Source organism: Aeromonas sp. 604443 (genome assembly GCF_049170315.1).
Taxonomy (GTDB): Bacteria; Pseudomonadota; Gammaproteobacteria; order Enterobacterales; family Aeromonadaceae; genus Aeromonas; species Aeromonas veronii_A.
Genome location: NZ_JAAKMI010000003.1, coordinates 425,999 through 448,528, shown reverse-complemented (window position 1 = coordinate 448,528; position 22,530 = coordinate 425,999). Strand labels below are relative to the sequence as shown.

Annotated in this window: 20 protein-coding genes and 3 tRNA genes; 3 read left to right on the top strand and 20 right to left on the bottom strand. The window is 59.2% G+C overall.

Going from position 1 to position 22,530, the window contains the following annotated elements; genetic code table 11:
• The coding region (locus tag G5380_RS07570) for an IS3 family transposase (protein WP_421352593.1) at positions 1 to 689 on the top strand (689 nt) is incomplete at its 5' end.
• Positions 690 to 841: 152 nt separating this feature from the next.
• Here G5380_RS07570 and G5380_RS07565 read toward each other — a convergent pair.
• From G5380_RS07565 to G5380_RS07515, 11 genes are all read right to left on the bottom strand, one after another.
• Positions 842 to 928 (bottom strand) — tRNA-Leu (locus G5380_RS07565).
• A gap of 41 nt (positions 929 to 969) precedes the next feature.
• Positions 970 to 1,043: transfer RNA gene (locus G5380_RS07560), tRNA-Cys, on the bottom strand.
• 35 nt (positions 1,044 to 1,078) lie between these two features.
• Positions 1,079 to 1,154 (bottom strand) — tRNA-Gly (locus tag G5380_RS07555).
• A 181-nt stretch (positions 1,155 to 1,335) separates the two neighbouring features.
• Positions 1,336 to 1,890 (bottom strand): CDP-diacylglycerol--glycerol-3-phosphate 3-phosphatidyltransferase, encoded by a 555-nt coding sequence (gene pgsA / locus G5380_RS07550; protein WP_031227442.1) that lies wholly within the window; start codon positions 1,888 to 1,890, stop codon positions 1,336 to 1,338.
• 199 nt (positions 1,891 to 2,089) lie between these two features.
• Entirely contained in the window at positions 2,090 to 3,943 is a 1,854-nt protein-coding gene (gene uvrC, locus G5380_RS07545; RefSeq protein ID WP_421352592.1) for an excinuclease ABC subunit UvrC, read from the bottom strand.
• A gap of 127 nt (positions 3,944 to 4,070) precedes the next feature.
• Positions 4,071 to 4,715, bottom strand: a complete 645-nt coding sequence (uvrY, locus tag G5380_RS07540) for a UvrY/SirA/GacA family response regulator transcription factor (RefSeq protein WP_005337448.1) — start codon at positions 4,713 to 4,715, stop codon at positions 4,071 to 4,073.
• A gap of 212 nt (positions 4,716 to 4,927) precedes the next feature.
• A complete protein-coding gene (kdsB, locus tag G5380_RS07535; protein ID WP_128815636.1) occupies positions 4,928 to 5,677 on the bottom strand; it encodes a 3-deoxy-manno-octulosonate cytidylyltransferase in 750 nt (249 codons plus the stop codon).
• Positions 5,674 to 5,862 carry a Trm112 family protein gene (locus tag G5380_RS07530; RefSeq protein ID WP_005347033.1) on the bottom strand — a complete coding sequence of 63 codons (189 nt, stop codon included), beginning with the start codon at positions 5,860 to 5,862 and terminating at the stop codon, positions 5,674 to 5,676. The genes kdsB and G5380_RS07530 overlap by 4 nt, the downstream gene beginning before the upstream one ends.
• A gap of 123 nt (positions 5,863 to 5,985) precedes the next feature.
• Complete coding sequence (gene lpxK / locus G5380_RS07525; protein ID WP_421352591.1) at positions 5,986 to 6,981, bottom strand: tetraacyldisaccharide 4'-kinase; 996 nt, start codon at positions 6,979 to 6,981, stop codon at positions 5,986 to 5,988.
• Entirely contained in the window at positions 6,981 to 8,744 is a 1,764-nt protein-coding gene (gene msbA, locus G5380_RS07520) for a lipid A ABC transporter ATP-binding protein/permease MsbA (protein WP_005359702.1), read from the bottom strand. The genes lpxK and msbA overlap by 1 nt, the downstream gene beginning before the upstream one ends.
• 104 nt (positions 8,745 to 8,848) lie before the next feature.
• Positions 8,849 to 11,050: a DNA internalization-related competence protein ComEC/Rec2 gene (locus tag G5380_RS07515; RefSeq protein WP_421352590.1), complete on the bottom strand. Its 2,202-nt coding sequence runs from the start codon at positions 11,048 to 11,050 to the stop codon at positions 8,849 to 8,851.
• A gap of 27 nt (positions 11,051 to 11,077) precedes the next feature.
• Between G5380_RS07515 and G5380_RS07510 the strand changes: the two genes are divergently transcribed.
• Together G5380_RS07510 and G5380_RS07505 are read left to right on the top strand one after the other, a co-directional pair.
• On the top strand, positions 11,078 to 11,596 hold the full coding sequence (locus tag G5380_RS07510) for a DUF2062 domain-containing protein (RefSeq protein ID WP_005350890.1): 519 nt from the start codon (positions 11,078 to 11,080) through the stop codon (positions 11,594 to 11,596).
• Positions 11,590 to 12,093, top strand: coding sequence for a DUF2062 domain-containing protein (locus G5380_RS07505; protein ID WP_005359699.1), 504 nt, complete (start codon positions 11,590 to 11,592; stop codon positions 12,091 to 12,093). Before G5380_RS07510 ends, G5380_RS07505 begins: the two co-directional genes overlap by 7 nt.
• A 106-nt stretch (positions 12,094 to 12,199) precedes the next feature.
• On the opposite strand, the gene G5380_RS07500 is transcribed toward G5380_RS07505, so the two are convergent.
• From G5380_RS07500 to glpT, 9 genes are all read right to left on the bottom strand, one after another.
• Positions 12,200 to 13,390, bottom strand: a complete 1,191-nt coding sequence (locus tag G5380_RS07500) for an amino acid aminotransferase (RefSeq protein WP_421313032.1) — start codon at positions 13,388 to 13,390, stop codon at positions 12,200 to 12,202.
• A 145-nt stretch (positions 13,391 to 13,535) separates the two neighbouring features.
• Positions 13,536 to 14,477, bottom strand: coding sequence for a hypothetical protein (locus tag G5380_RS07495; RefSeq protein ID WP_421206441.1), 942 nt, complete (start codon positions 14,475 to 14,477; stop codon positions 13,536 to 13,538).
• A gap of 171 nt (positions 14,478 to 14,648) precedes the next feature.
• Positions 14,649 to 15,521 carry an HTH-type transcriptional regulator HdfR gene (gene hdfR / locus G5380_RS07490; RefSeq protein ID WP_421206443.1) on the bottom strand — a complete coding sequence of 291 codons (873 nt, stop codon included), beginning with the start codon at positions 15,519 to 15,521 and terminating at the stop codon, positions 14,649 to 14,651.
• On the bottom strand, positions 15,521 to 15,892 hold the full coding sequence (maoP, locus tag G5380_RS07485) for a DUF413 domain-containing protein (protein ID WP_005337527.1): 372 nt from the start codon (positions 15,890 to 15,892) through the stop codon (positions 15,521 to 15,523). The genes hdfR and maoP overlap by 1 nt, the downstream gene beginning before the upstream one ends.
• A gap of 298 nt (positions 15,893 to 16,190) precedes the next feature.
• A complete protein-coding gene (gene eco, locus G5380_RS07480; protein WP_005337529.1) occupies positions 16,191 to 16,673 on the bottom strand; it encodes a serine protease inhibitor ecotin in 483 nt (160 codons plus the stop codon).
• Positions 16,674 to 16,891: 218 nt separating this feature from the next.
• Positions 16,892 to 17,980: a glycerophosphodiester phosphodiesterase gene (gene glpQ, locus G5380_RS07475; protein ID WP_005337531.1), complete on the bottom strand. Its 1,089-nt coding sequence runs from the start codon at positions 17,978 to 17,980 to the stop codon at positions 16,892 to 16,894.
• Between the two features lie 107 nt (positions 17,981 to 18,087).
• Complete coding sequence (gene glpD, locus G5380_RS07470; RefSeq protein WP_103422269.1) at positions 18,088 to 19,575, bottom strand: glycerol-3-phosphate dehydrogenase; 1,488 nt, start codon at positions 19,573 to 19,575, stop codon at positions 18,088 to 18,090.
• 317 nt (positions 19,576 to 19,892) lie between these two features.
• The gene (locus G5380_RS07465) at positions 19,893 to 20,651 is read right to left on the bottom strand and encodes a DeoR/GlpR family transcriptional regulator (protein ID WP_421352589.1); all 759 of its coding nucleotides are present in this window, start codon (positions 20,649 to 20,651) and stop codon (positions 19,893 to 19,895) included.
• Between the two features lie 102 nt (positions 20,652 to 20,753).
• Entirely contained in the window at positions 20,754 to 22,112 is a 1,359-nt protein-coding gene (glpT, locus tag G5380_RS07460) for a glycerol-3-phosphate transporter (protein WP_005337540.1), read from the bottom strand.
• Positions 22,113 to 22,530 lie beyond the last annotated feature (418 nt).

The window sequence follows — 22,530 nt, the reverse complement described above, 5'->3', positions numbered from 1 at the left end:
CTCGGGTGGGTACTCGCAAGCTGCATTATCTGCTCCAGGGTCAGGATGATGGCGGGCTCAAGGTCGGGCGGGACAGGTTGTTTCGGATATTGGCCGAGCACCGCCTGCTGGTGCCACCCAGACGGGCTTATCACAAGACCACCCACAGTTTTCACCGTTTCTACCGTCATCCCAACTTGCTCAAGGCGGGGCCAGAGCAGGTCACACCGGTGGCCCCGGAGCAGGTCTGGGTCGCAGATATCACCTATCTGCCAGCCAGGAGCGGACCGCTGTACCTGAGCCTGGTGACGGATGCCTACTCACGCAAGATAGTGGGCCACCACGTACACGAAGGGATGCACGCGGAGTCGGTGGCGATGGCGTTCAGGAAAGCACTGAAGCAACGGCGTGGCGACGGTGAACTCATCCATCACTCAGACCGCGGCGTGCAGTATTGCTCGGGACTGTATCAGTCATTACATGAACGGTACGGGGTGAAATGCTCGATGACGGATGGGTATGACTGTTACCAGAATGCGTTGGCGGAGCGGGTGAACGGGATTTTGAAAGGAGAGTTGTTGTTGCAAAGCCCACAGGACCTGGCGCAAGCGCGGGAAATGGTGCGTGAAGCGGTAGATATTTACAACGAGGAGCGGCCGCATCATGCATTGAAATACAGAACCCCCGATGCGGTACATAGGGGGTTCTGAGTAGAGAAATGCTAGTTGAAAATGTGTAAACCTATTTCAGGACTAGATAGAAGCAGTGGACTCGACACAATCGCTGTCGCCACTTTGTCGCCATTTAAGCAAAAGAAAAAGGCCACTATTTCTAGTGACCTTTCGTAACTCTTTGATTTTAATGGTGCCCGAGGCCGGAATCGAACCGGCACGACGCGAACGTCGAGGGATTTTAAATCCCTTGTGTCTACCGATTTCACCACTCGGGCACCGTAATCGGTATCAAGCTCGCGCCGCGGGCTTGTCAATATGGAGGCACGTTCCGGAGTCGAACCGGACTAAACGGATTTGCAATCCGCTGCATAACCGCTTTGCTAACGCGCCATGCAAAAGAGAGTTGACTCTCTATTGTCTGAATTTGGAGCGGGAAACGAGACTCGAACTCGCGACCCCGACCTTGGCAAGGTCGTGCTCTACCAACTGAGCTATTCCCGCATTGGTCTGGCTGACTGCCTGACTACGAGGACGCATTCTAGCGATGTTCCTCGCCCAGTCAACCAGAAATATTTAATTACCTGATCGTTCGGGCATTTTTTGCCCTTTTTGAACAGTTTTAGCGCCTTTGGCCGTTTCCTGCCTCAAATCAGCGGAAACCTCACCTTGCGGCGCAAGTGACTCACAGGTTGGCGTGGTGGGTCAAATCGCCCCAGGCGGCCTTCATGTACTGGAACATAGACCAGAAGGTGAGCACGGTAGCGACATAGAGCATCACATAGGCGAGCCACACCATCCAGACGTTGTATTGCCAGATAAGACCGGTGAGCGACACCATCTGGATCATGGTCTTCCACTTGCCAATCCAGCTGACCGCCACCGAGGAGCGTTTGCCGAGCTCAGCCATCCACTCACGCAGGGCGGAGATGATGATCTCGCGGCCAATCATGGTCATGGCGGGGATGGTCACCCAGATGGTGTTGTAGTGTTCGACGATGACCACCAGTGCGGCGGCGACCATGATCTTGTCGGCAACGGGGTCAAGGAAGGCGCCAAAGGCGGTGGACTGATTGAGCTTGCGAGCCAGATAGCCATCAAACCAGTCGGTAGCAGCAGCCAGAATAAAGATGATGGCGGCAGCCAGATAGGACCATTGATAAGGCAGATAGAACAGGATGACGAAGACGGGAATGAGCAAAATCCGGAAAAACGTCAACAGGTTAGGTATATTTGTCATTATTTTCAGCCACTTCTTGTACGTCGCTACATAGTGCGCCAAAGCCGATTTGCGATGCAACCGCGCTGGCGCCCGTCTTGGTCTTTTTAATCCATCAATCTTCTCAAAATGCGATGGCCATTATGGCATTTACGCCCCCCCCGCGTCACGGCTCTTGTGCATCAAGGAGTTAGCGATTGTGCCATGCTGCTAACCCTGCTCAGGCGCTGTGCAAGCCATCGTGGATGGTCTGGGCCAGCTCCTGACTGATGCCGGGTACCTTGGCCAGTTCATCCACGCTCGCCTTTTTGACCTCCTGCAGACCGCCCAGATATTTGAGCAGCGCCTGCCGTCGCTTTGGCCCCACCCCCGGAATATCCTCCAGACTGCTGCTGGTGCGGGCCTTGGCCCGTCTGGCCCGGTGGCCGGTAATGGCAAAACGGTGGGATTCATCGCGAATATGCTGAATAAGGTGCAAAGCGGGCATATCTGCCGGTAAATGCAGCTCTTCGTGGCTCTCCCCCATGATGAGAGTTTCCAACCCCGCCTTGCGGGTGACCCCCTTGGCAATCCCCACCAGCAGCGGATATTTGCCGCCGAGGAACTCCAGCTGACGGGCCAGGATCTCTTCGGCGCGGCGCAACTGGCCGAGGCCACCGTCAATAAACAACACGTCCGGCACCTTGTCCGGCTCCTGCTGCTTGCCAAAGCGGCGCTCCAGCGCCTGCTCCATCGCCGCGTAGTCATCACCGCCGGTGATGCCGTCGATGTTGAAACGACGATATTCCGATGAGAGCGGCCCCTCCCGGTTGAACACCACGCAAGAGGCCACGGTGCGCTCCCCCATGGTGTGGGAGATATCGAAACACTCCATGCGGGCGATGGGGCGCTCCAGCTCCAGCAGCTCTTCCAGCTGGTCGTAGCGGGCGGTGATGGTGCTCTTGTGAGCCAGCCGCGAGCGCAGCGCCGTCTCGGCGTTGATGGAGGCGAGCTTGATAAAGCGGGCCCGTTCGGCGCGGGTACGGCTCACCACCCGCACCTTGTAGCCTGCGGTCTGGCTCAGAGTCTCGGCGATGACGCTCTCGTCCTCAAGGGCCACATCGAGCAGCACCTCGCTCGGGATCTGCCGCCCCCCCTGCCCCGACAGATAGAACTGCAGCAGGAAGGATTGCACCACCTCGTCGAGCGGGGTGTCAGCCGGCACTTTCGGGAAGTAGCTGCGTGAGCCGAGCACCTTGCCCTGACGGATAAAGAGCACGTGGATGCAAGCAGCACCTTGCTGGAAGGCGACCCCCACCACATCCAGCTCGTCCAGTACGTTGCCGCTCACCGACTGCTGTTCGGTGACCCGGCGCAGCGCCAGGATCTGATCCCGGTAGCGGGCCGCCTCTTCAAAGCGCAGATCGCCGCTGGCAGACTCCATCTTGCCCACCAGCTCGCCAATCACCTGCTGGTTCTTGCCCGCCAGAAACAGTTTGGCAAGCTCCACCTGCTGGGCATATTCGGCCTCGCTCACCAACCCGGGTACGCAAGGGCCAGCGCAACGCTTGAGCTGATAGAGCAGACAGGGACGGGTGCGGTTGGCATAGACCGCATCCTCGCACTGGCGCACCGGAAAAATCTTCTGCATCAGATGCAAACTCTCGCGCACCGCACCGCCAGAGGGGTATGGGCCGAAGTACTCCCCCTTCACCTTGCGGGCGCCGCGATGGACGCCGATGCGCGGATGCTGGTGCGCGGTGATGATGATCCAGGGGTAGGATTTGTCGTCCCGCAGCAGCACGTTGTAACGGGGCTGGTACTGCTTGATAAGGTTGTGCTCGAGGATCAGCGCCTCGGTCTCGGTGTGGGTGACGGTGACCTGAATATCGGCGATCTGGCGCACCAGGGTGCTGGTCTTGATGCTGTCGACGTTGGTGCGAAAGTAGGAGGCGAGCCGCTTTTTCAGATCCTTGGCCTTGCCCACATAGATCACGGTGCCACCGCTGTCATACATGCGGTAGACGCCACTCTGATGGGTGACGGCGCTCAGAAACGCCTTGCTGTCGAAGAGAGGTTCGGGAGAGAAGGTCATCAGCTACTCGGCTCACACAAAGGCAAAAATTGACGGGCAGAGCATACTGCCCCCGCCGCCTGAAAAGCAAAAGGGCAGAAAAGCAAAAAGGCGGCACGCGCCGCCTTTGTGACCACACGCCACCCGATTAGAGGGTATCGGCATCCAGCATGCCATAGCGAATGGCCAGATGGGTCAGTTCCACGTCACCGTTGATCCCCAGCTTGCTAAACAGACGATAGCGGTAGCTGTTGACCGTCTTCGGGCTCAGATTGAGCTGCTCGGAGATATCGGTCACCTTCTGCCCCTTGGTGATCATCATCATGATCTGCAGCTCGCGCTCGGAGAGGGACTTGAAGGGATTCTCGTCAGCGGAGGCAAACTGGCTGAGGGCCATCTGCTGGGCAATCTCCGGGGAGATGTAGCGCTGACCGGAGTGCACCAACCGGATCGCCTGGATCATCTCGTCGGGAGCAGCCCCCTTGGTCAGGTAACCGGCGGCGCCTGCCTGCATCACCTTGGTGGGGAACGGATTTTCTGAATGAATGGTCAGCACTATGATGCGCACATCGGGGCGGATCCGCAGAATTTTGCGGGTCGCTTCCAGACCACCAATACCCGGCATGTTCATGTCCATCAGGATCACGTCCGGATGGTGTTGGCGACAGAAAGTGACTGCGGTCTCGCCGCTCTGTGCCTCGCCCACCACCTTGATCCCGCGCACATCTTCAAGAATGCGTCTTATCCCTGTACGCACCAGCTCATGATCATCGACCAGGAATACATTTATCACCCAAACACCCCGTTTTATCTCGTTTTAGCCGCCCGGTTAGGGTTAACAGGGCGTCTTGCATCATAACCAAACTCGTCGCTTTGGCAAACCATGCACGCCAAAAGTTTGAGAAAACCCATGTTTAGCGTTTAAAATCAAATAATTATATAAAATTTCAAAACAAAAAACGGTGCCTTGCGACACCGTTCTTCATGACGTTAGTGCTGTGGCCATCACTTGGCCAAAAAGGCGCGCACCTTCTCCAGATCGGCCTGGGTATCCACCCCGACAGGCGGCGCTTCAAGGGCCTGGGCGACGTGGATCTTCTCCCCGTACCAGAGCACCCGCAGCTGCTCCAGCGCCTCGACCTGCTCCAGCACGCTCGGTGCCCAGTCTACGTAACGCTGGATAAAGCCGGCGCGATAGGCATAGATACCGATATGACGCTGGTAGTGGTCACCAATCTGCTCATGGCTCTTGGCAAAGCGATCCCGATCCCAAGGAATGCTGGCGCGACTGAAGTAGAGGGCGTAGCCATCCTTGTCAGTCACCACTTTCACTGCGTTCGGGTTGAACGCCTCTTCCGCATCCTTGATCGGCACCGACAAGGTCGCCATCGGCGCCGTGGCAGCGGCCAGATTGTCCGCCACCTGACGAATGATGGCGGGCGGAATGAGCGGCTCATCCCCCTGCACATTGACGATGATGGTATCGGCGGCAAAGCCGTAGTGACGGCACACCTCGGCCAGACGCTCGGTGCCGGACTGGTGATCCGGTGAGGTCATGCACACCTCGACGCCGGTGCTCAACAATGCCTGCTGTACCCGGGCATCGTCAGTGGCGACGATCACCCGATCGGCACCCGATTGCAGGGCTTTCTCCACCACGTGCTGCACCATGGGCTTGCCATGGATATCCGCCAGCGGCTTGCCCGGCAGACGGGTTGACGCATAGCGGGCAGGAATAACGACAACGAAACTCATGACGGCAACTCATCGCTATTGAGCGGACGGGCACGATTCTCCAGCAGCACCGGGATCCCCTCCTCCAGCGGATAGGCCAGCTTGTCGAAGCGGCAGACCAACTCATGAACTGCTTTGTTGTAATGCAGCTTACCCTTGCAGACCGGGCAGGCGATGATGTCGAGCAACTTGATGTCCAAAGCCAAAACGATACTCCTTCAACGATGTCGCGCTGGCGGCTTCATCACGCCAGCGATGGATGTCGAGCAACCAGATATTCCATACGGGACCGCTATTGGTCCACTTCTCCCTCGCTCAGGCAAGGGAGATTAATCTTGCGCCTTGGTCGCACCCTTTGCCTTCGCCCCCAGCTTGTGCAGCAGGGCATCGAGCAGGGAGGCTGGCAACTCGGCACTGACCGGCAGATACCACCAGTTATCGAGGGCAAACGGGCGGCACTTGACCGCATCCTTCTCGGTCATCAGCAGCGGCTTGCTGGCAAAGCGCCCCACCAGCTCATCCCGATCGAAGGGGTGATGATCGCCGTAGGCTGCCTGCTGATCCAGCTGATAGCCGAGCCCTTCCAGGGTGGCAAAGAAGCGGGGCGGATGACCAATCCCCGCCAGCGCATCAACCGGCCCCGACAAAGGGGCTACAAGCGGCGCATCGTCGCGCACCCGGCGCGGGGTGTCGGCGACCAGTTGCATGGGGTACTCCCCCTTGCCCGGCTCGCCGCCGTTGCAGATGATGGCGTCCACCCGTTTGAGACGAGTGACCGGCTCGCGCAGCGGCCCCATCGGCAACAGGCAGGCGTTGCCGAAACGGCGCGCTCCGTCCACCACCACCAGCTCGATGTCGCGGGCCAGCGCGTAGTGCTGCAGGCCATCGTCGGTGATGATGATATCCACCTCACCGCTCTGCTCCAGCAGTCGTACCGCGTCGGCACGTTTCGGGGCAACCACCACCGGACAGCCGCAGCGCCGGGCAATCAGCACCGGCTCATCCCCCGCCTGTGCCGTGGTGCTGGTCTTATCCAGCCGATAGGGGTAATGGGGCGCCTTGCCGCCATAACCACGGCTCACCACCCCGGGGCGATAGCCGCGGGCTTGCAACTGATCCACCAGCCAGACCACCACTGGCGTCTTGCCGTTGCCCCCCACCGAAATATTGCCCACCACGATCACCGGCAAGGAGGAGCTATACCCCTTGCGCCAGCCGTGACGATAGGCGTAGCGGCGGGTGCCGCTGATGATGGCAAACAGCAGGGCAAAGGGGGCCAGCAACCAGCGCCAGCCACTTTTGCGATACCAGAGCCGTTCCAGCATCAGGCCTTGCTTCCCGCGTTGCCAAACTGAATAGCGCGCAGCTGGGCATAGGTGCCACGCTGCTCCATCAATGCTTCGTGGTTCCCGCGCTCGACGATATGACCTTCGTCGATTACCAGGATCTCGTCTGCCTTCTCGATGGTGGAGAGACGGTGGGCGATCACCAGCGAGGTACGCGCCTTGCAAAGCTCGTCGATAGCCGCCTGAATGTGGCGCTCGGACTCGGTATCGAGGGCCGAGGTGGCCTCATCCAGCAGTAGAACCGGCGCATCGCGCAGCAGGGCGCGGGCGATGGCAACACGCTGACGCTGACCACCGGAGAGGGATGCACCGTTCTCGCCAACCACAGTGTCATACCCGTTGCTCATCTTGCTGACGAATTCGTCGGCATGAGCGATGCGGGCAGCCTGCACGATCTGGTCGCGGCTGTATTTGTCTTCTGCCGCGTAGGCGATGTTGTTGGCCACCGAGTCGTTGAACAGGTGGACATGCTGGGAGACCAGCGCGTACTGCTTGCGCAGCTCGCTCAACTTGTATTCGCGGATGTTGATGCCATCCAGCAGGATCTCGCCCTGATCGATGTCGTAGAAGCGGGTCAGCAGGCTGGCAATGGTACTCTTGCCAGAGCCGGAACGGCCCACCAGCGCCACCGACTTACCCGCCTCCACCTTGAAGCTGACGTTGTGCAGCGCCGGGGTATCCTTGGTCGGGTAGGTGAAGGTGACGTTGCGAAACTCGATCTCACCGCGAGCACGCTCCAGAGTGCGGGTGCCGGTATCCTGCTCCGGCTCGGTGTCGAGCAGGCCAAACAGGCTGTGGCAGGCGGTGATGGCACGCTGGAACTGGTTGTTGACGTCGGTCAGGCTTTTCAGCGGCTTGAGCAGCATCATCATGGAGGTGATCATGACGGTAAACGTACCGGCAGTCAGGGTTGATTTGACGCTGTCAATGGTCGCGACGTAGAGGAAGGCCGCCAGCGCGATGGAGGCAACCATCTGCACCACAGGGCTGCCGATGGCATCAGCCGCGACCATCTTCATGGTCTGCTGGCGCATGTTGTTGCTGACCTGGAAGAAGCGCTTCTCTTCCACCTTCTGGCCACCAAACATCAGCACCTCTTTGTGCCCTTTGAGCATCTGCTCGGTGGAGGTGGTGATATCCCCTACCGCCTGCTGAATATGACGGCTGATCTGGCGGAAACGGCGGCTGATAAGGCCGATGATGACCCCCACCAGTGGGCCAACCACCAGGAAAATCACCGACAGCTGCCAGGAGTGCCAGAACATCAGGCCGAGCAGGCCGACTACGGTCGCCCCTTCCCGCACCAGGGTCACCAGCGTGGTGCTCGCCGCCGAGGAGACCTGACTGGCGTCATAGGTCACCTTGGAGAGCAGATGACCGGTATTCTGACGGTCGAAGAAGCTCATCGGCATCGCCACCATGTGATTGAACACCTGCTGTTGCAGACGCATCACGACGTGGTTGCCAACCCAGGCCATGCAGTAGTTGGAGAGAAAGTTGGCGACACCGCGCAGGGCAACGATGCCGAGGACGAAGAAGGGCATCCATTTCAAAACGGTGCTGTCGTTGCCATTGATGCCCTGATCGATCAGCGGCTTGATGGAGTAGACAAAGGTGGTATCCACGGCGGCGTAGCCCAGCATCCCGATGATGCCACCGACCAGGCCCAGCTTGCGATCACGGACATAACCGAGCAGGCGTTTGAATACTGGCCAGCTCTCTTGTGAGGTTTCTTGTTGCATGAATAGCCGTTAGTAATGGAAATGACGGGCTATTCTAGCCAAAGCGCAGGATTACACCAAGCGTCGCCACCGATATAGAATCCATCCGCTGCGGAAATGACGGATTATTGCTCAAACCACACTCTCGGCCGCCACCACTCACCACTGCGCCGGTACCAGGGCCCCAGATCTCGCTCGGCAGTGACGCTCAAGCCCGCTGCAGTGGGTTCGACCAGCATCGCCCCTTGCTGACCGGTGATCCACTGGCGGGTATCCCGATAGCGGGCCACCACATCTGGACGGGGAAAGCCCCACTGATTCATAAAACCGGCGCTGTGGATCACATCCTTTGCCGCCACCGCCGCGACAAACGGGAGCGTGGAGGAGGTGCGACTGCCATGATGGGGGCTCACCAGCAAGGTGCTGGCCAACCCATCCCCCTCCAGCGCCACCAGCCGTTGCTCGGCTTGCCGCTCGATATCTGCGCTCAGCAGCACGCTGCGCTGCCCATCGCTGATACGCACCACGCAGCCATCATTATTGCGCCCGCCACCGGGGCGCTCGGGCCAGAGCACTGCAAACGAGAGCCCCTGCCAGCGCCACTGTTGCCCACGCTGGCAGAGCGTCGTTCCCTCACTGAAGAGATAAGAGGAGAGCTCGTGACGCACCGGCATGGCGCTGAGCAGTCGCTTGCGATTGCCGGCATGGTCCCGATCCTTGTGGCTGATGATGAGGCGATCAATCACCCGGATCCCCAGATGGCTTAGCTGAGGCAGGATCACAGCGTCCGCCATGTTGTAGCCTCCGGGATAACGATCGCCGGTGTCATAGAGGATGGCGCGCTCCCCCTTGCTGATCAGCACCGCCAGCCCCTGCCCCACATCCAGCACCCGCAGTTGCCAGCGGGCAGGCGTTGGCCAGCACACCAACACCAGCGCAAGGGCACCCGGTAACCAGAGCCAGCGTGCCGGGCGCCACTGTGCGGCGAACCAGAGCAGCAACAGCAGGGTGCAGAGTGGCAGCCACCAACCGGGCAGTGGCCACCACAGTTGCAGTTGGTCTGCCAGCCAATTCAGGATGGTCAGCACCCACCCGAGCCCCAGATCCGCCAGCCAGAACAGGACATAGGCAAGCGAGGTGGAAAGCGGTGCAAGCAGCACACCGATCAGGGCCAGCGGGATGATGGCGATACAAAAGAGCGGCACCGCCAACAGGTTGATCACCATGGCAAGGGGCGCGATCCCCTCGAACAACGCCAGTTGCAGCGGCAGCAGACCGAGTAGCAGCCAGAGCTGGATCTGCCAGAGCCCCGGCTTGTCGTGGAGATATCCCACCAGCAGCAAGATGGCCACCGCCAGAAACGAGAGCCAGAAGCCGGCCGAATAGAGGGCGAAGGGATCCCAGAGGGTCAATACCACAAAGGCCCACAGCCAGATGCGCCAGGCCGGCCACTCTCGCCGACTCCAGCGCAACACGCTCCACACCAGCACCATGATCAGGGCCCGCTCGGTGGCCACAGCAAACCCGGCCAACGCGCTGTAGACGGCGGCAAACAGCAGGGAGGTGATGATGGCGCCGCGCAGACCAAACAGCCTGCCCAACCACCACCCGAGCACCGCCACCAGCGCAATGTGTTGCCCTGAGATGGCGATGATATGGGTCAGGCCGCTGCCGCGAAACAGCTCCCACTGGGCATCCGTGATGCCGCTCTGCTCGCCAAAAGTGAGCGCCGCCAGCAAGGGGGCATGGTCAAGCGGACGCCAACTCTCGGTCGCCGCGCCCAACCAGCGTTCGCGCCACCCCACAGGTGCTTGTTGAATGTCGATCACCCGGCGCAAATTGCCGGTGGCGGTGATCCCTTTGCCCAGCAGCAGACGCCGCCCATCCAGCCCCGCCTCGTTGGCCAGACCGTGAGCCGGTTTCAACGAGGTCACCAGGGTGATCCGGCTGCCCACTGTCATGGCGGGTAATGCCTTGTAGGCATTGACCCGGATCAGGGGCTCAGGTGTCACCGGTTGCTCGTCGAGGGTGCTCACCCGCAGCAGCAGCCGGACAAATTTATCCCCCTCGGGCTCTGCACTTTGCAGCTGTGCGGTTATCATGTGGCTCGTCTGATCGCCCAACCGCTCCAGCCAGGCCAGCCGATAGGCAAGATTGGCCTGCATCCAGAGGATGCCGAGCAGGAGAAACAGCCACCGCCAGGCACGACAATATGCAAGGGGGATCAGCAGGGACAGCAACAGGCCCCCCCATGCGAGTGAAGGTAACCATGGCCAGAACAGTGAGGAGCTTGCCCCCAGGGCAAACGACAACAGACGCAGATCCATGGAGCAAGTATTTAGCAAGGTTTCAATATGCCCAAACGACTCATTAAACGCTGGATGCCCGATCAGCAAACCCTGAAAGAACACAAGCACCTGCGGCTGTTCGGCAAACTGCTGCTCGATGCCAACCTCTGGCACCTCAACCGCCGCTCGGCCGCCGGGGCCTTTGCGGTGGGCCTCTTCATGGCCTGGGTGCCGCTCCCCTGCCAGATGCTGCTGGCCGCCGGAGGCGCCATCCTGTGCCGGGTCAATCTGCCGCTCTCGGTGGCGCTGGTCTGGCTCTCCAACCCCTTTACAATGCCTCCCCTGCTCTATGGCGCCTATCTGGTTGGTTGCCAGTTGCTGGGACATTCGGCGCAGCAGATCGAGATTGAATTCACCTGGGAGTGGCTGGTCTCGGTACTGGGCACAGTGGCACCACCGCTGTTGCTGGGCTCGCTGATCCTGGCCCTGCTCAGTTCCCTTATCGGTTACACCCTGATCCGCACCTTCTGGCGGATCAGCACGGTACGTCAGTGGCAAAAACGCAAGATGGCACGCCCATGCTGAGTCGCTGGTTTGCCCGCTTCAAGCTAGATCCCGATACCCTGCGCCAGCAGAAGTGGTTTGCCCTGTTTGGTGAACGACTGCTTGCCCCAGCCCTCTGGCAAGGGGGAACCCGCGCCCTGAGCGGCGCGGTAGCAGCCGGGATCTTCGCCTGCTGGTTCCCCATCCCGATGCATTCGCTCATCGCAGTCGGTCTGGCGCTGGCATTCAGCCTCAACCTGCCGCTGGCGCTGCTGGCGGTCTGGTTTAACAATCCGCTGACCCTGCCGTTCATGTATCTCTACGCCTATCGCACCGGTTGTCTGGTACTGCACCAGACACCGGAGCCTTTTCACCTCAGCTGGACCCTCCACTGGCTGGAGCAGGAGGCGGCCACCCTGGTCCCCCCCTTCCTGCTCGGCAGCCTGCTGCTGGCGGTACTCACCGCCCTGAGCGGCGGCGCCCTGACCGCGCTGCTGCTGCAACTGCGCAAACTGTGGCAAGGAGCCCGCCACCAGTGAGCCGCCCTTACCCTTGTTTGGTGATCAGCCGTTGACGATCAAAAAAGCCCGTCACCAAGGTGACGGGCTTTTTCATGGCATAGAACCAGAGCGCAAGGTGATGCGATTACAGCACCTTGGCGATTGCCTCGCAGAGGGGATCGATATTGGCGCGGGTGATCCCGGCCACGCTGATCCGGCCTGAGCCGACGATGTAGATGGCAAATTCGCTCTTGAGGCGCTCCACCTGATCCTTGGTGAAGCCGGAGAAGGAGAACATGCCGTTCTGCTCGCGGATAAAGCTGAAATCCTGGCTCACGCCGAGGGCAGCCAGCTTCTCTACCAGCAGTTCGCGCATCTCGCGAATACGCACCCGCATGGCCGCCACTTCTTCGACCCACTCGGCATAGAGAGCCGGATCGCTCACCACGGCGGTGACCACAGCGGCGCCGTGTGACGGCGGGTTGGAGTAGTTGGCACGAATGACGGTCTTGACCTGAGTGAAGGCCACGTCGGCGATCTCCTTGGTCGCGCTGACCAGCGTGAAGGCGCCGACCCGCTCGTTATAGAGGCCGAAGTTCTTGGAGAAAGAGCTCGCCACCAGCAGCTCGTCATGGCACTCGGCGAAGATGCGCAGGCCTTCGGCATCCTCTTCAATACCACGGGCAAAACCCTGATAGGCGAAGTCAAACAGCGGCAACCAGCCGGCGGCAGCACTCTGCTTGGCCAGCGCGCGCCACTGATCAGCTGTGGGGTCGATACCGGTCGGGTTGTGGCAGCAGCCGTGCAGCAGCACCAGCTCACCCGGTTGCACTTCGGCGAGCGAGGCCTGCATGGCGGCGAAGTCGAGCCCCTTGGTGGCGGCGTCGTAGTATTTGTACCACTTGACGGTAAGGCCCGCGGCCTGGAATACGCTGACGTGGTTGGCCCAGGTGGGATCGGAGATCCAGATGGTCTTGGCCAGACCGTTGCGCACTACAAATTCGGCCGCGATGCGCAGGGCACCGGTACCGCCCGGCGCTTGCGCCGTCTTGGCGCGGCCGCTGGCGGCCAGCGCGGAGTGCTGCCCGAACAGCAGTTGCTGCACGATGCGGCCATATTCGATATTGCCTTCAATACCGAGGTAGTTCTTGGTCTTCTCGTCGGTCAGCAGCTTCTGCTCGGCTTTCTTGACGCAGTGAAGAATGGGGGTGGCACCGGACTCGTCCTTGTAGATCCCTACGCCCAGATTGATCTTGTGGCTGCGAGAGTCAGCGCGGAAGGCTTCGGTCAGGCCCAGGATCGGATCCGCTGGGGCGGCAACAACCTTTTCAAACATGGTATTCCCTGTATTCCGTTGAGTTCGTTGGGTGGCAAAGCGGCTTGATAAACAAAAGCGCTCATCTGGCGAGCGCTTCGTCAACTCTTTATATCACCGCGTTCAATGGGGGAAAACCGCTTTTTGGCTCGCTTTCAGGCCAATTTCAACCAACGGCATGCCACGCTGGCGCCAGCGCACACACCTCGGCCGACAAGCCACCATTGGACTCAACTAAACCGCTACAAACTGCTAACAATGGCTTGGGGATCCGGCTCGGTTCCCAGGGCCGGGCTTCAGTCAAAGGTTGGGCATACGCGCTAAGGATGGGGGCCAGATCACGGGGCAACCACCAGCTGGCCGGACGCCCCAGCCGCTGGGCCAGCGCCTGCAGCCGATCCACCCCGGCGGGGTCGAGAGCGGTGAGATGACTCCACAGCACATTGGGGGGCAAGGCGGCCACCACCTGCTGCAAGGCAAGGGGAGCCGATGGAGGGGCCCACACCAGCAAGGTGCCGGGATCAAGGGGCAACTCGGCAAAGGCGCCAACGCTGTCGGTGGTGATCACCCGCTCGATACTCCCCTCCCCCCACAGGATCTTGCCAAGACCCGCCAGGGTGCGCTCGGGCAGCGCCACCTCCCCCAGCGCCTGCAACCAGGGGGCTGCGTCGATCAGGGTGCCGCCGCTGAAAAAGAGGCTGAACGGCTGGGCGGCGCGCAAGCGCAACAGCTGATCGGCGCAGAGCCGGATCCCCTTGTCCTCGAAATCAATCTGCTCGTTGGGGGTGAAGTTCACTTCGCTCTTGCGATAGAGCGCCGCCAGCACCCGTTCGTTGACCAGCTCCCCCAATTGCCAGCCCTGAGCATGCAACCACTCCTCGGGCTCGGGGGGCGCGGTGGCGATCTCGGCCAGCATCAGCTCGCGGGTGAGATAGCGCCGCCCGGCCGGGGTGAGCTCATAGCTGTGGCTGCCATGGGCGAGCAGCAGCTGGTTATCCTTGAGCAGGCCCACCAGCGGTTGCCACTGGCGGCCACGGATCACCACAGGTGAGTGGCTCAGCAACTGCTGCGCCAGCGCCCGCCATTCGGGGTGACTAAAGTCGATCAATTACAATCCATCCCTGTCAGTGCTCAATCGGATAAACAGCCTGAAAAGGTACCGTTACAGGCCGATGACGCCAAGCCTCCCGCGCCAATTACGTGACCTCGCTCCCTGCAATTTTCCCCAAACAGAAGAGCCCACCGTGGGGTGGGCTCTTCCTTGGATAACACTCGACGCTTAATCGACGTTGAGGCGCAGTTCGGCATCGTGCCAACCCAGTGGCAGGGTCAGCAGCTGATCGATCAGCTCCCGGCGATCGGATTTCTCCAGATAGGCGAGATAGAGCGGACGGCTCAGCGGCTGGCCCCCCTCCACCAGATGGAGCGCCCCCTTCTCGAGGAAGGGGCTGACCATTCGCCGTGGCAGGTAGGCAGCCCCACCGTTGGCCAGCACGAACTGCAACGCCATGCTGGCGGAGCTGGAGTGCAGCACCGGGGTCTTTTGCAGGCTCTGCAAACGGCTGGGTTGCGGCTCGAAGCTGGTGCCCCAGTCGAGATGGATATGCGGCATCTGCATCAGGTTGTCGGCATTGGCGGCCGGATCCCGGCTCACCAGCTCGAATACCAGCTCACCGATGGGATGCAGGGCGATCTCGTCGATCTTGGTGGGCTCGGAGAGCAGGGCCAGATCGAGGGAGCGCTCAAGCAACTGACGGCAGAGGTGCTCGCGGGAAGCCGTTTCCAGCCGTACCGCCAAACCGGGCGCCAGCGCATAGATGTGGTTGAGCCACTCGTTGAAATCGAGCTCCCAAAACACCGCGGGCGCGCCGATGGCCAACTGCTGGCTGAATCCCGGTGAAAGCGCCACATCCTGCTTGGCACGGCCAAGGGTGTGCAAGATGGCGTCTGCGTAGGGCAGCAGACGCTCACCGGAGGCGGTCAGGCGGATGTTGTTGCGATGACGGGCAAACAGACTGACACCCAGTTGCTGCTCTAGCTGGCGGATCCGGAAACTCACCGCCGACTGGGTCAGGTAGAGATTTTCAGCAGCCCGGCCAAAATGCCGGGTCTTGCTCACCTCGATAAAGGTCCGAAGCAGCTCGGTATCCATTAATCGATGGACTCGTCACTGCCACCGCCGCTGCCACCACCGACATCAAAGCTGCCGCCACCGCTGCTCTCTTCGCTGGCACCACCAACAACGGTGCAGAGGCGATGAACACGCTTGGGACCGATCACCTTGAGGTACTTGAACCACACCTTGGCATGGGGGTTGGCACCGGCTGCGCCGGATTTGACCTGCTCGACGAAGGCGGACTCGACATCGTCACGGGGTGCAAGGTTGCCCTGGTAGAGTGCCAGCATGGCGGTACCATACTTTTCCAGACTGTCCGCTTCGGCCACAGTGAATTCACCACTGCGACGCAGGCCACGGGGAAAATGTTTGAAGTCGTTGAAACGCTTGTCTGATTCGAAGCTCATAGTGCTCTTTTTTCTGGTTAGTTTGACCTTTGCGGGCAAGTATCATCAGGCCATCGCCGAGTGCAAAATCAATTTTCTCACTATGTTAATAAATATCTTTTATCGAAGTCACTTTGCCCCATCGCTGACGCCGATTTTGTGGCATAACACACAAAAAACGTTGATAAATAATAAACTTATGTAAACGTGCAGCCAATTTGCACGTCACTTTTTGGACTGTGCAGGCAAAAATAAAGCGCCATACGGCGCTTTATTTATCACATCAGATGAACCAGCTGAACCTTTGGTTCAAACATGCTTACTCAATCATGGCCGGTTGGGCCAGGTTGTCGGCACGCCACAGACGGTAGCGCACTTCATACTCCTGCGGCACGTAAATCACGAACGGCAGTTTTGAGTTGTAGTTCACGAAGAAGCCCTGACCGTAGATCTGGACGAAGGTCTCTTTCTGCTGGTTATCCGGGCACATCATCAGGGTGCTGATGGGGTCGGAGACTTTGCCCAGCTTCAGGTAGTTGTAGCCCCAACCTTTGACGCTGTGCTGTTCCAGGTTGCCTGCAAAACGCGGTACGTTGCAATCAACCATCATCTTTTTGCCGACCTGCAGCTCGACCATCATGTCGGCTTCTTTCTCGACTTCAGGCAGGCGGATCACCACACGTTCCTGATTCACGTCAGCGGCTGGGAACATGCTGATATCAAATTTTTTCGGCTCGGCGGCGAAGGCATGGCCACCCAGCAACAAGGCGCCCAGCAGGCTAAAACGCAATACGGTTTTCATCTGTACCTCATGGGGTTGGTTCAACGCCGCTAGACTAACCGCTCTGCCGATTTCATGCCAGCGATCTGCTACGTAAAAACTGCGTAAAATGATGCAGATCCGGCACACCATGACGTGATCTGGCTATTTTCTGACAGGGCGCACACTCCCGTTACAGGAACCTGAAACAAAAAGCGAGGCCAATTGGCCTCGCTTTGCATCCAAATGGCGCCAGAGTGCTATTTGGCCGCCTCTTGATGGGCCTTGATGACGGCCACCGCCTTGTCAGGGAAGTCGCTGAACACCCCGTCCACATCGGCTTGATAGAGGAAGATGTTGAGCAGATCGGTAAAGTCCTTGGCATAGGCCGGGATCTGCCCCTCATCCTGACGGAAGGTATAGGGGTGAACTTTCAGGCCCGCCGCATGGGCTTCTTTTACCATACCGGTGAAGACCGGTTTGCCCAAAGTGCCCGGCTCGGTGACGATCATCGGTTTCCACGGGCCAATCCCTTCGGCATAGCTGGCGATGGTTTTCATCGCTCCCGGCTTGAACATCCAGTCATAGTTGTAGGGGGTCGCCTTGCCCTTGGCGTCGTAGACCATGGTCTCGTTCCAGTCGGTCTCGGCCATCAGCTGCACCAGTTTCAGATCCATACCCATGGCGGGCATCAGCTCGCTGTTGATGCGCTTGAGTTCATCGGCATCGAAGCACTGCAGATAGACCTTGTCATCCTTCCCGGTATAGCCGTACTCCTTGAGCACCTTCAGCACTGCTTTGGAGATATCCTTGCCTTCGTGGCGGAACAACCAGGGCGCCTTGATCTCCGGGTAGATGCCGATGTTCTTGCCGGTGCTCTTGTTGAGCCCCTGGATCATCTCGATCTCCTCCTGGAAGGTGTGGATCTTGAAGTCTGACTTCCAGAGCGGGAAGCGGGCCGGATAGACCGGCACCTGCTTGCCATCCACCAGCTGGAACGGCTCGGTCATGCGCAGGGAACGCACCTCGTCCAGGGTGAAATCCACCACATAGTAACGGCCGTCCGGACGGGCACGGCCGGGGAAGCGCGCTGCCACATCGGTGATGCCATCGAGGAAGTGATCGTGCATCACCACCAGCTGGTCATCCTTGGTCATCACCAGATCCTGCTCCAGATAGTCGGCCCCCATGCCATAAGCCAGCGCCTTGGACTCCAGGGTATGCTCGGGCAGGTAGCCGGAAGCGCCACGGTGGGCGATCACCACCTTGCCTTCATCGGCAGCCAACACGGGTAATGAGAGGGATGCCCCAAGGCTCAAGGCGATGAGGGAAACGGCGAGTTTTTTCATATGTGATGCTCTTTTATTATTGTGTGTAGGTAATTGTTCTATCAGAGGTTTGTTGCACATTTACGGTGGAAAGCGGTGGGCAGCAGCGCACTGCCCACCGTCACGCATCAGCTCGCCTTGCGCAGAGCCTGATGGTATTGGTCAAGCCAGATCTGCAGCATCTGCTGCTCTGAATCGTTCAGGCGCAGCCCCAGCTTGCTGCGGCGCCAGAGGATATCGTCCAGTGAACAGGCCCACTCCCGCTCGATGAGATAACGCACTTCCGACTCGTAGAGACCGCCACCGAAGTGAATGCCGCGATCCTCTTTCAGCCAGAGACGGGCATGGGCGCCATAGGCCTCGGCAATGCGCAGGGCGCTGCGATCATCGAGCCAGTCAAACTCCAGCGCAAAGGCGCGGGCCAGCTCGCGTACCGAGCAGTCAAACTCGCCGCCGGGCAGACGGCTGGTCGCAGTCCAGTCATCCCCCATCTGGCTGAACCAGGGCTTGAGCTTGTTGCAGGCAGCCTGTGCCAGCTTGCGATAGGTGGTGAGCTTGCCGCCAAACACCGACAAGAGCGGCGCACCGTCAGACTCACCAGAAAGTTCGAGGGTGTAGTCGCGGGTCACCGCCTGCGGTGAATCTGACTCGTCGTCACAGAGCGGGCGCACCCCGGCATAGGTCCAGATCACATCTTTCGGCGCAATTTGGCGAGTGAAGTGGGCGTTGACCACCTTGCACAGGTAGTTAATTTCGGCCTCGCTGATCTTCGCTTCCCGCGGGCTGCCGTGGTGCTCCACATCGGTGGTGCCGATAAGGGAGTAGTCCTGCTGATAAGGGATGACGAAGACGATACGGTTATCTTCGTTTTGCAGGATATAGGCCTCTTCGCGCTCATGGATGCGCGGCACTATCATGTGGCTGCCTTTAATAAGGCGAATGCCGCGGGGGGATTTCTCGTGCAGGCTCTCGTCATAGAAGGTCTTGACCCAGGGGCCCGCCGCATTGACCAGACCACGGCAGGTGACGGTGAACTGCTCGCCCCCTTCCCGCTCCAAAGTGAGCGTCCAGTGTTTGGAACCGCGCACCGCCTTGATGCAGCGGGTGCGGGTCTGCACGTCGGCCCCCTTGTCACGGGCCATCATGGCATTGAGCACCACCAACCGGGCGTCGTCGACCCAGGCATCGGAATATTCAAACCCCTTGTTGATCCCCGCGGTCAAGCCATCTTGCGGCAGAAAGCGCACACCGCAGCTCCCCTTGAGCTTGTCGCGCTTGGCCAGATTGTCATAGAGGAACAGACCGGCGCGGATCATCCAGGCCGGACGCAGGTGCGGGCGGTGCGGCAGGCGAAAACGCATGGGACGGGCGATGTGAGGTGCCATACCGAGCAGCACCTCACGCTCCGCCAATGCCTCTTTCACCAGCCGGAATTCGTAATGCTCGAGATAGCGCAAACCGCCGTGGATCAACTTGCTGGAGTTGGACGAGGTGGCAGAGGCGAGATCTTGCGCCTCAAACAGGGCAACCTTCAGACCCCGTCCTGCCGCATCGGCTGCGATGCCGACCCCGTTGATGCCGCCACCGACGACGACCAGATCATAATGTTCGCTCATGTTCACCTACTTTCATTTTTATGATTGCTATAACAGCAATGTTTGATTTCGCTCATTTTAGAACATGAAAATACAACAAACGAACATTTTATGATGAAAGTGTGATCGCCACAGCCCGCTAGAGGTGGCAAAGAGGACAGGTCAGCGGAGCAAATGGCGTCGGGCCAACATCGGCGGGTTAATAGCCAAAAAAACCAGATTGAATAGTGGTTTTTGCAATACCTATAAAGGGGTGAGATGGGTGCAGGGATGGGGGACAGAAAAAGAAAGGAGGCCGCCCGAACGGGCGACCGGCACAGCCTTGGCCTCTTCAGCCGTCAGCAGATGTGGCAGGCGATCTGGTGTTGCGCCATCAATCGCGTCAGCTTCTCCGGTGGCTCCTGATCGGTAAAGAGGGCGTGGATCTGGCTGAGATTGCCCAGATTGACCATGGCATTGCGACCGAACTTGGTGTGGTCGGCGGCCAGGAACACATGACGGGAGTGAGCGATGATGGCCTGGGCAATCTTCACCTCGTGATAGTCGAAATCGAGCAGGGAGCCGTCGTTGTCGATGCCCGAAATCCCGATGACACCATAGTCCATGCGAAACTGACCGATAAAATCACGGGTCGCCTCCCCCACGATGCCGCCATCGCGGTTGCGGATCTCGCCACCGGCAATGATGACGGTGAAGTCATCCTTGGCCGTCAGAATGCTGGCCACGTTGAGGTTGTTGGTGACGATACGCAGCTCGCGGTGATCGAGCAGGGCACGGGCAATGGCCTCGGTGGTGGTACCTATGTCGATAAAGAGCGATGAACCGTCGGGAATATTGGCCGCGACCTCGCGGGCGATGCGCTCTTTCTCCTTGAGTTGCATCACTTTACGGGCGCTGTAGGCGGTATTGACGGTACTCGAATGCAGGGAGGCACCGCCATGATGGCGCCGGATCTTGTTCTGTTCGGCGAGATCGTTCAGATCCCGGCGAATGGTCTGGGGGCTGACGTCAAAGTGGGTCACCAGATCGTCGGTCGAGACAAATCCCTGCCGCGTCAGGACGTCCAGGATCTCCAGATGTCGTTGGGTTTGCTTCACGCTTGCACTCCGATGATGAGACAAAAAAAGGCCCCGGCAGATGCGGGGCCTTTTGGCAGTTTACCTGATCCCCTTTGGGATCAATAAGCTGAGGATCACGTTTTATGCCTTATGGGCAGCCGCTTTCTTGGCCGCAACGGCAATGTTCTCATGCTTGAGGGTCATCGCCAGCAGAATGATGGAGAGCACGCAGGAGACGGTCAGCACCATGAAGCCGCCATCCCAACCGAAGTGGTCAACGGTATAACCCAGCATGGCGTTGGCCGCGACCGCGCCGCCCAGATAACCGAACAGACCGGTGAAACCTGCCGCAGTACCGGCTGCTTTCTTCGGTGCCAGCTCAAGAGCATAGAGGCCAATCAGCATGACAGGGCCGTAGATCAGGAAGCCGATAGCCACCAGCGCCATCATGTCGATGGTCGGGTTGCCGGCCGGGTTGAACCAGTAAACCAGTACAGCCAGGGTCACCAGCACCATGAACAGGATACCGGCCGGGGCACGGCGGCCCTGGAACATCTTGTCAGAGATCCAGCCACACAGCAGGGTGCCCGGAATACCGGCCCACTCGTAGAGGAAGTAAGCCCAGGAGGAGTTGTCGACGGTGAAGTGCTTGGCCTCTTTCAGGTAGGTTGGCGCCCAGTCCAGCACACCGTAACGAATGAGGTAAACGAAGGCGTTGGCGATCGCGATGTACCACAGCAGTTTGTTGTGCAGCACGTACTTGACGAAGATCTCCTTGGCGGAGAACTCCTGCTCGTGGCTCTCGTTGTAATCCTTCGGATAGTCGTTCTTGTACTCCTCGATAGGAGGCAGACCGACCGATTGCGGGGTATCACGCATCACGAAGAAGGCGATCACTGCGATGGCGGCCGCCGCTGCCGCAGGCACATAGAAGGCACTGCGCCAGTCGTTGAACCAACCCATCCCGAGGATAAACAGCGGGCCAATCATGCCGCCACCCACGTTGTGCGCCACGTTCCAGACCGCAACCACTTCGCCGCGCTCTTTCTGTGACCACCAATGCACCATGGTGCGACCGCAGGGCGGCCAGCCCATGCCCTGTGCCCAACCGTTCAGGAACAACAGCACGAACATGATGGCAATGCTGGAGGTGGCCCAGTGCATGGTACCCATCATGAACATGATGGCAGCCGAGAGCAGCAGACCGGCGGAGAGGAAGTAACGGGCGTTGGAACGGTCAGAGACGTTCCCCATCAGAAATTTGGAGAGACCATAGGCAATGGAGACCCCGGAGAGCGCGAAACCGAGATCACCACGGGAAAAGCCCTGCTCGATCAGATAGGGCATCGCCAGACTGAAGTTTTTCCGTACCAGATAGTAGCCGGCGTAACCGAAGAAGATCCCGAAAAACACCTGCCAACGCATGCGTTTGTAGAAGGGGTCGACCTTGTCAGCCGGGAGCCTGTCGATGTGCGCCGCAGGCCTGAAGAGACTAAGCATGTTCTGCTTCCTTATTGTTGTTATGGGCGGTTGAGGATGCCCTGACCATTCCAACGAATCATGTGAGTCCACCGATTCGCAAGCGAGCCAATTGTGCTCATATGCGCTCATTTAATCTGTGATGCATGCTCAAATATTGCAGTTTTATTACAAATAAAAGCTCCAAATGAGAAATTGCTCAGCAAGCGCCAGCCCTTGTGTGGCAAGGGTTGCAAGCTACCCCCTAAGTGGTAACTAGCTGTTATCAAGATGCTTTACGTCACATTTTCTTAGCAATGAGTGGGATCTTGTCCACATTTCCTATGGAGGGGGGATGGTGAAATTATTGGGAAGGGTTATTTTCTGTCACGACCGATAACGAGCGCAAACGAGCATAACGTTTGCGCAAGACGCAAAAACAACAAGGAAACGTTTTCGG

Bases quoted from the DNA above. Each gene is read 5' to 3' on its own strand.
- pgsA (WP_031227442.1), bottom strand. From the start codon at position 1,890: ATGACAAATATACCTAACCTGTTGACGTTTTTCCGGATTTTGCTCATT.
- uvrC (WP_421352592.1), bottom strand. From the start codon at position 3,943: ATGACCTTCTCTCCCGAACCTCTCTTCGACAGCAAGGCGTTTCTGAGC.
- kdsB (WP_128815636.1), bottom strand. From the start codon at position 5,677: ATGAGTTTCGTTGTCGTTATTCCTGCCCGCTATGCGTCAACCCGTCTG.
- lpxK (WP_421352591.1), bottom strand. From the start codon at position 6,981: ATGCTGGAACGGCTCTGGTATCGCAAAAGTGGCTGGCGCTGGTTGCTG.
- msbA (WP_005359702.1), bottom strand. From the start codon at position 8,744: ATGCAACAAGAAACCTCACAAGAGAGCTGGCCAGTATTCAAACGCCTG.
- G5380_RS07515 (WP_421352590.1), bottom strand. From the start codon at position 11,050: ATGGATCTGCGTCTGTTGTCGTTTGCCCTGGGGGCAAGCTCCTCACTG.
- G5380_RS07510 (WP_005350890.1), top strand. From the start codon at position 11,078: ATGCCCAAACGACTCATTAAACGCTGGATGCCCGATCAGCAAACCCTG.
- G5380_RS07505 (WP_005359699.1), top strand. From the start codon at position 11,590: ATGCTGAGTCGCTGGTTTGCCCGCTTCAAGCTAGATCCCGATACCCTG.
- G5380_RS07500 (WP_421313032.1), bottom strand. From the start codon at position 13,390: ATGTTTGAAAAGGTTGTTGCCGCCCCAGCGGATCCGATCCTGGGCCTG.
- hdfR (WP_421206443.1), bottom strand. From the start codon at position 15,521: ATGGATACCGAGCTGCTTCGGACCTTTATCGAGGTGAGCAAGACCCGG.
- maoP (WP_005337527.1), bottom strand. From the start codon at position 15,892: ATGAGCTTCGAATCAGACAAGCGTTTCAACGACTTCAAACATTTTCCC.
- eco (WP_005337529.1), bottom strand. From the start codon at position 16,673: ATGAAAACCGTATTGCGTTTTAGCCTGCTGGGCGCCTTGTTGCTGGGT.
- glpQ (WP_005337531.1), bottom strand. From the start codon at position 17,980: ATGAAAAAACTCGCCGTTTCCCTCATCGCCTTGAGCCTTGGGGCATCC.
- glpD (WP_103422269.1), bottom strand. From the start codon at position 19,575: ATGAGCGAACATTATGATCTGGTCGTCGTCGGTGGCGGCATCAACGGG.
- glpT (WP_005337540.1), bottom strand. From the start codon at position 22,112: ATGCTTAGTCTCTTCAGGCCTGCGGCGCACATCGACAGGCTCCCGGCT.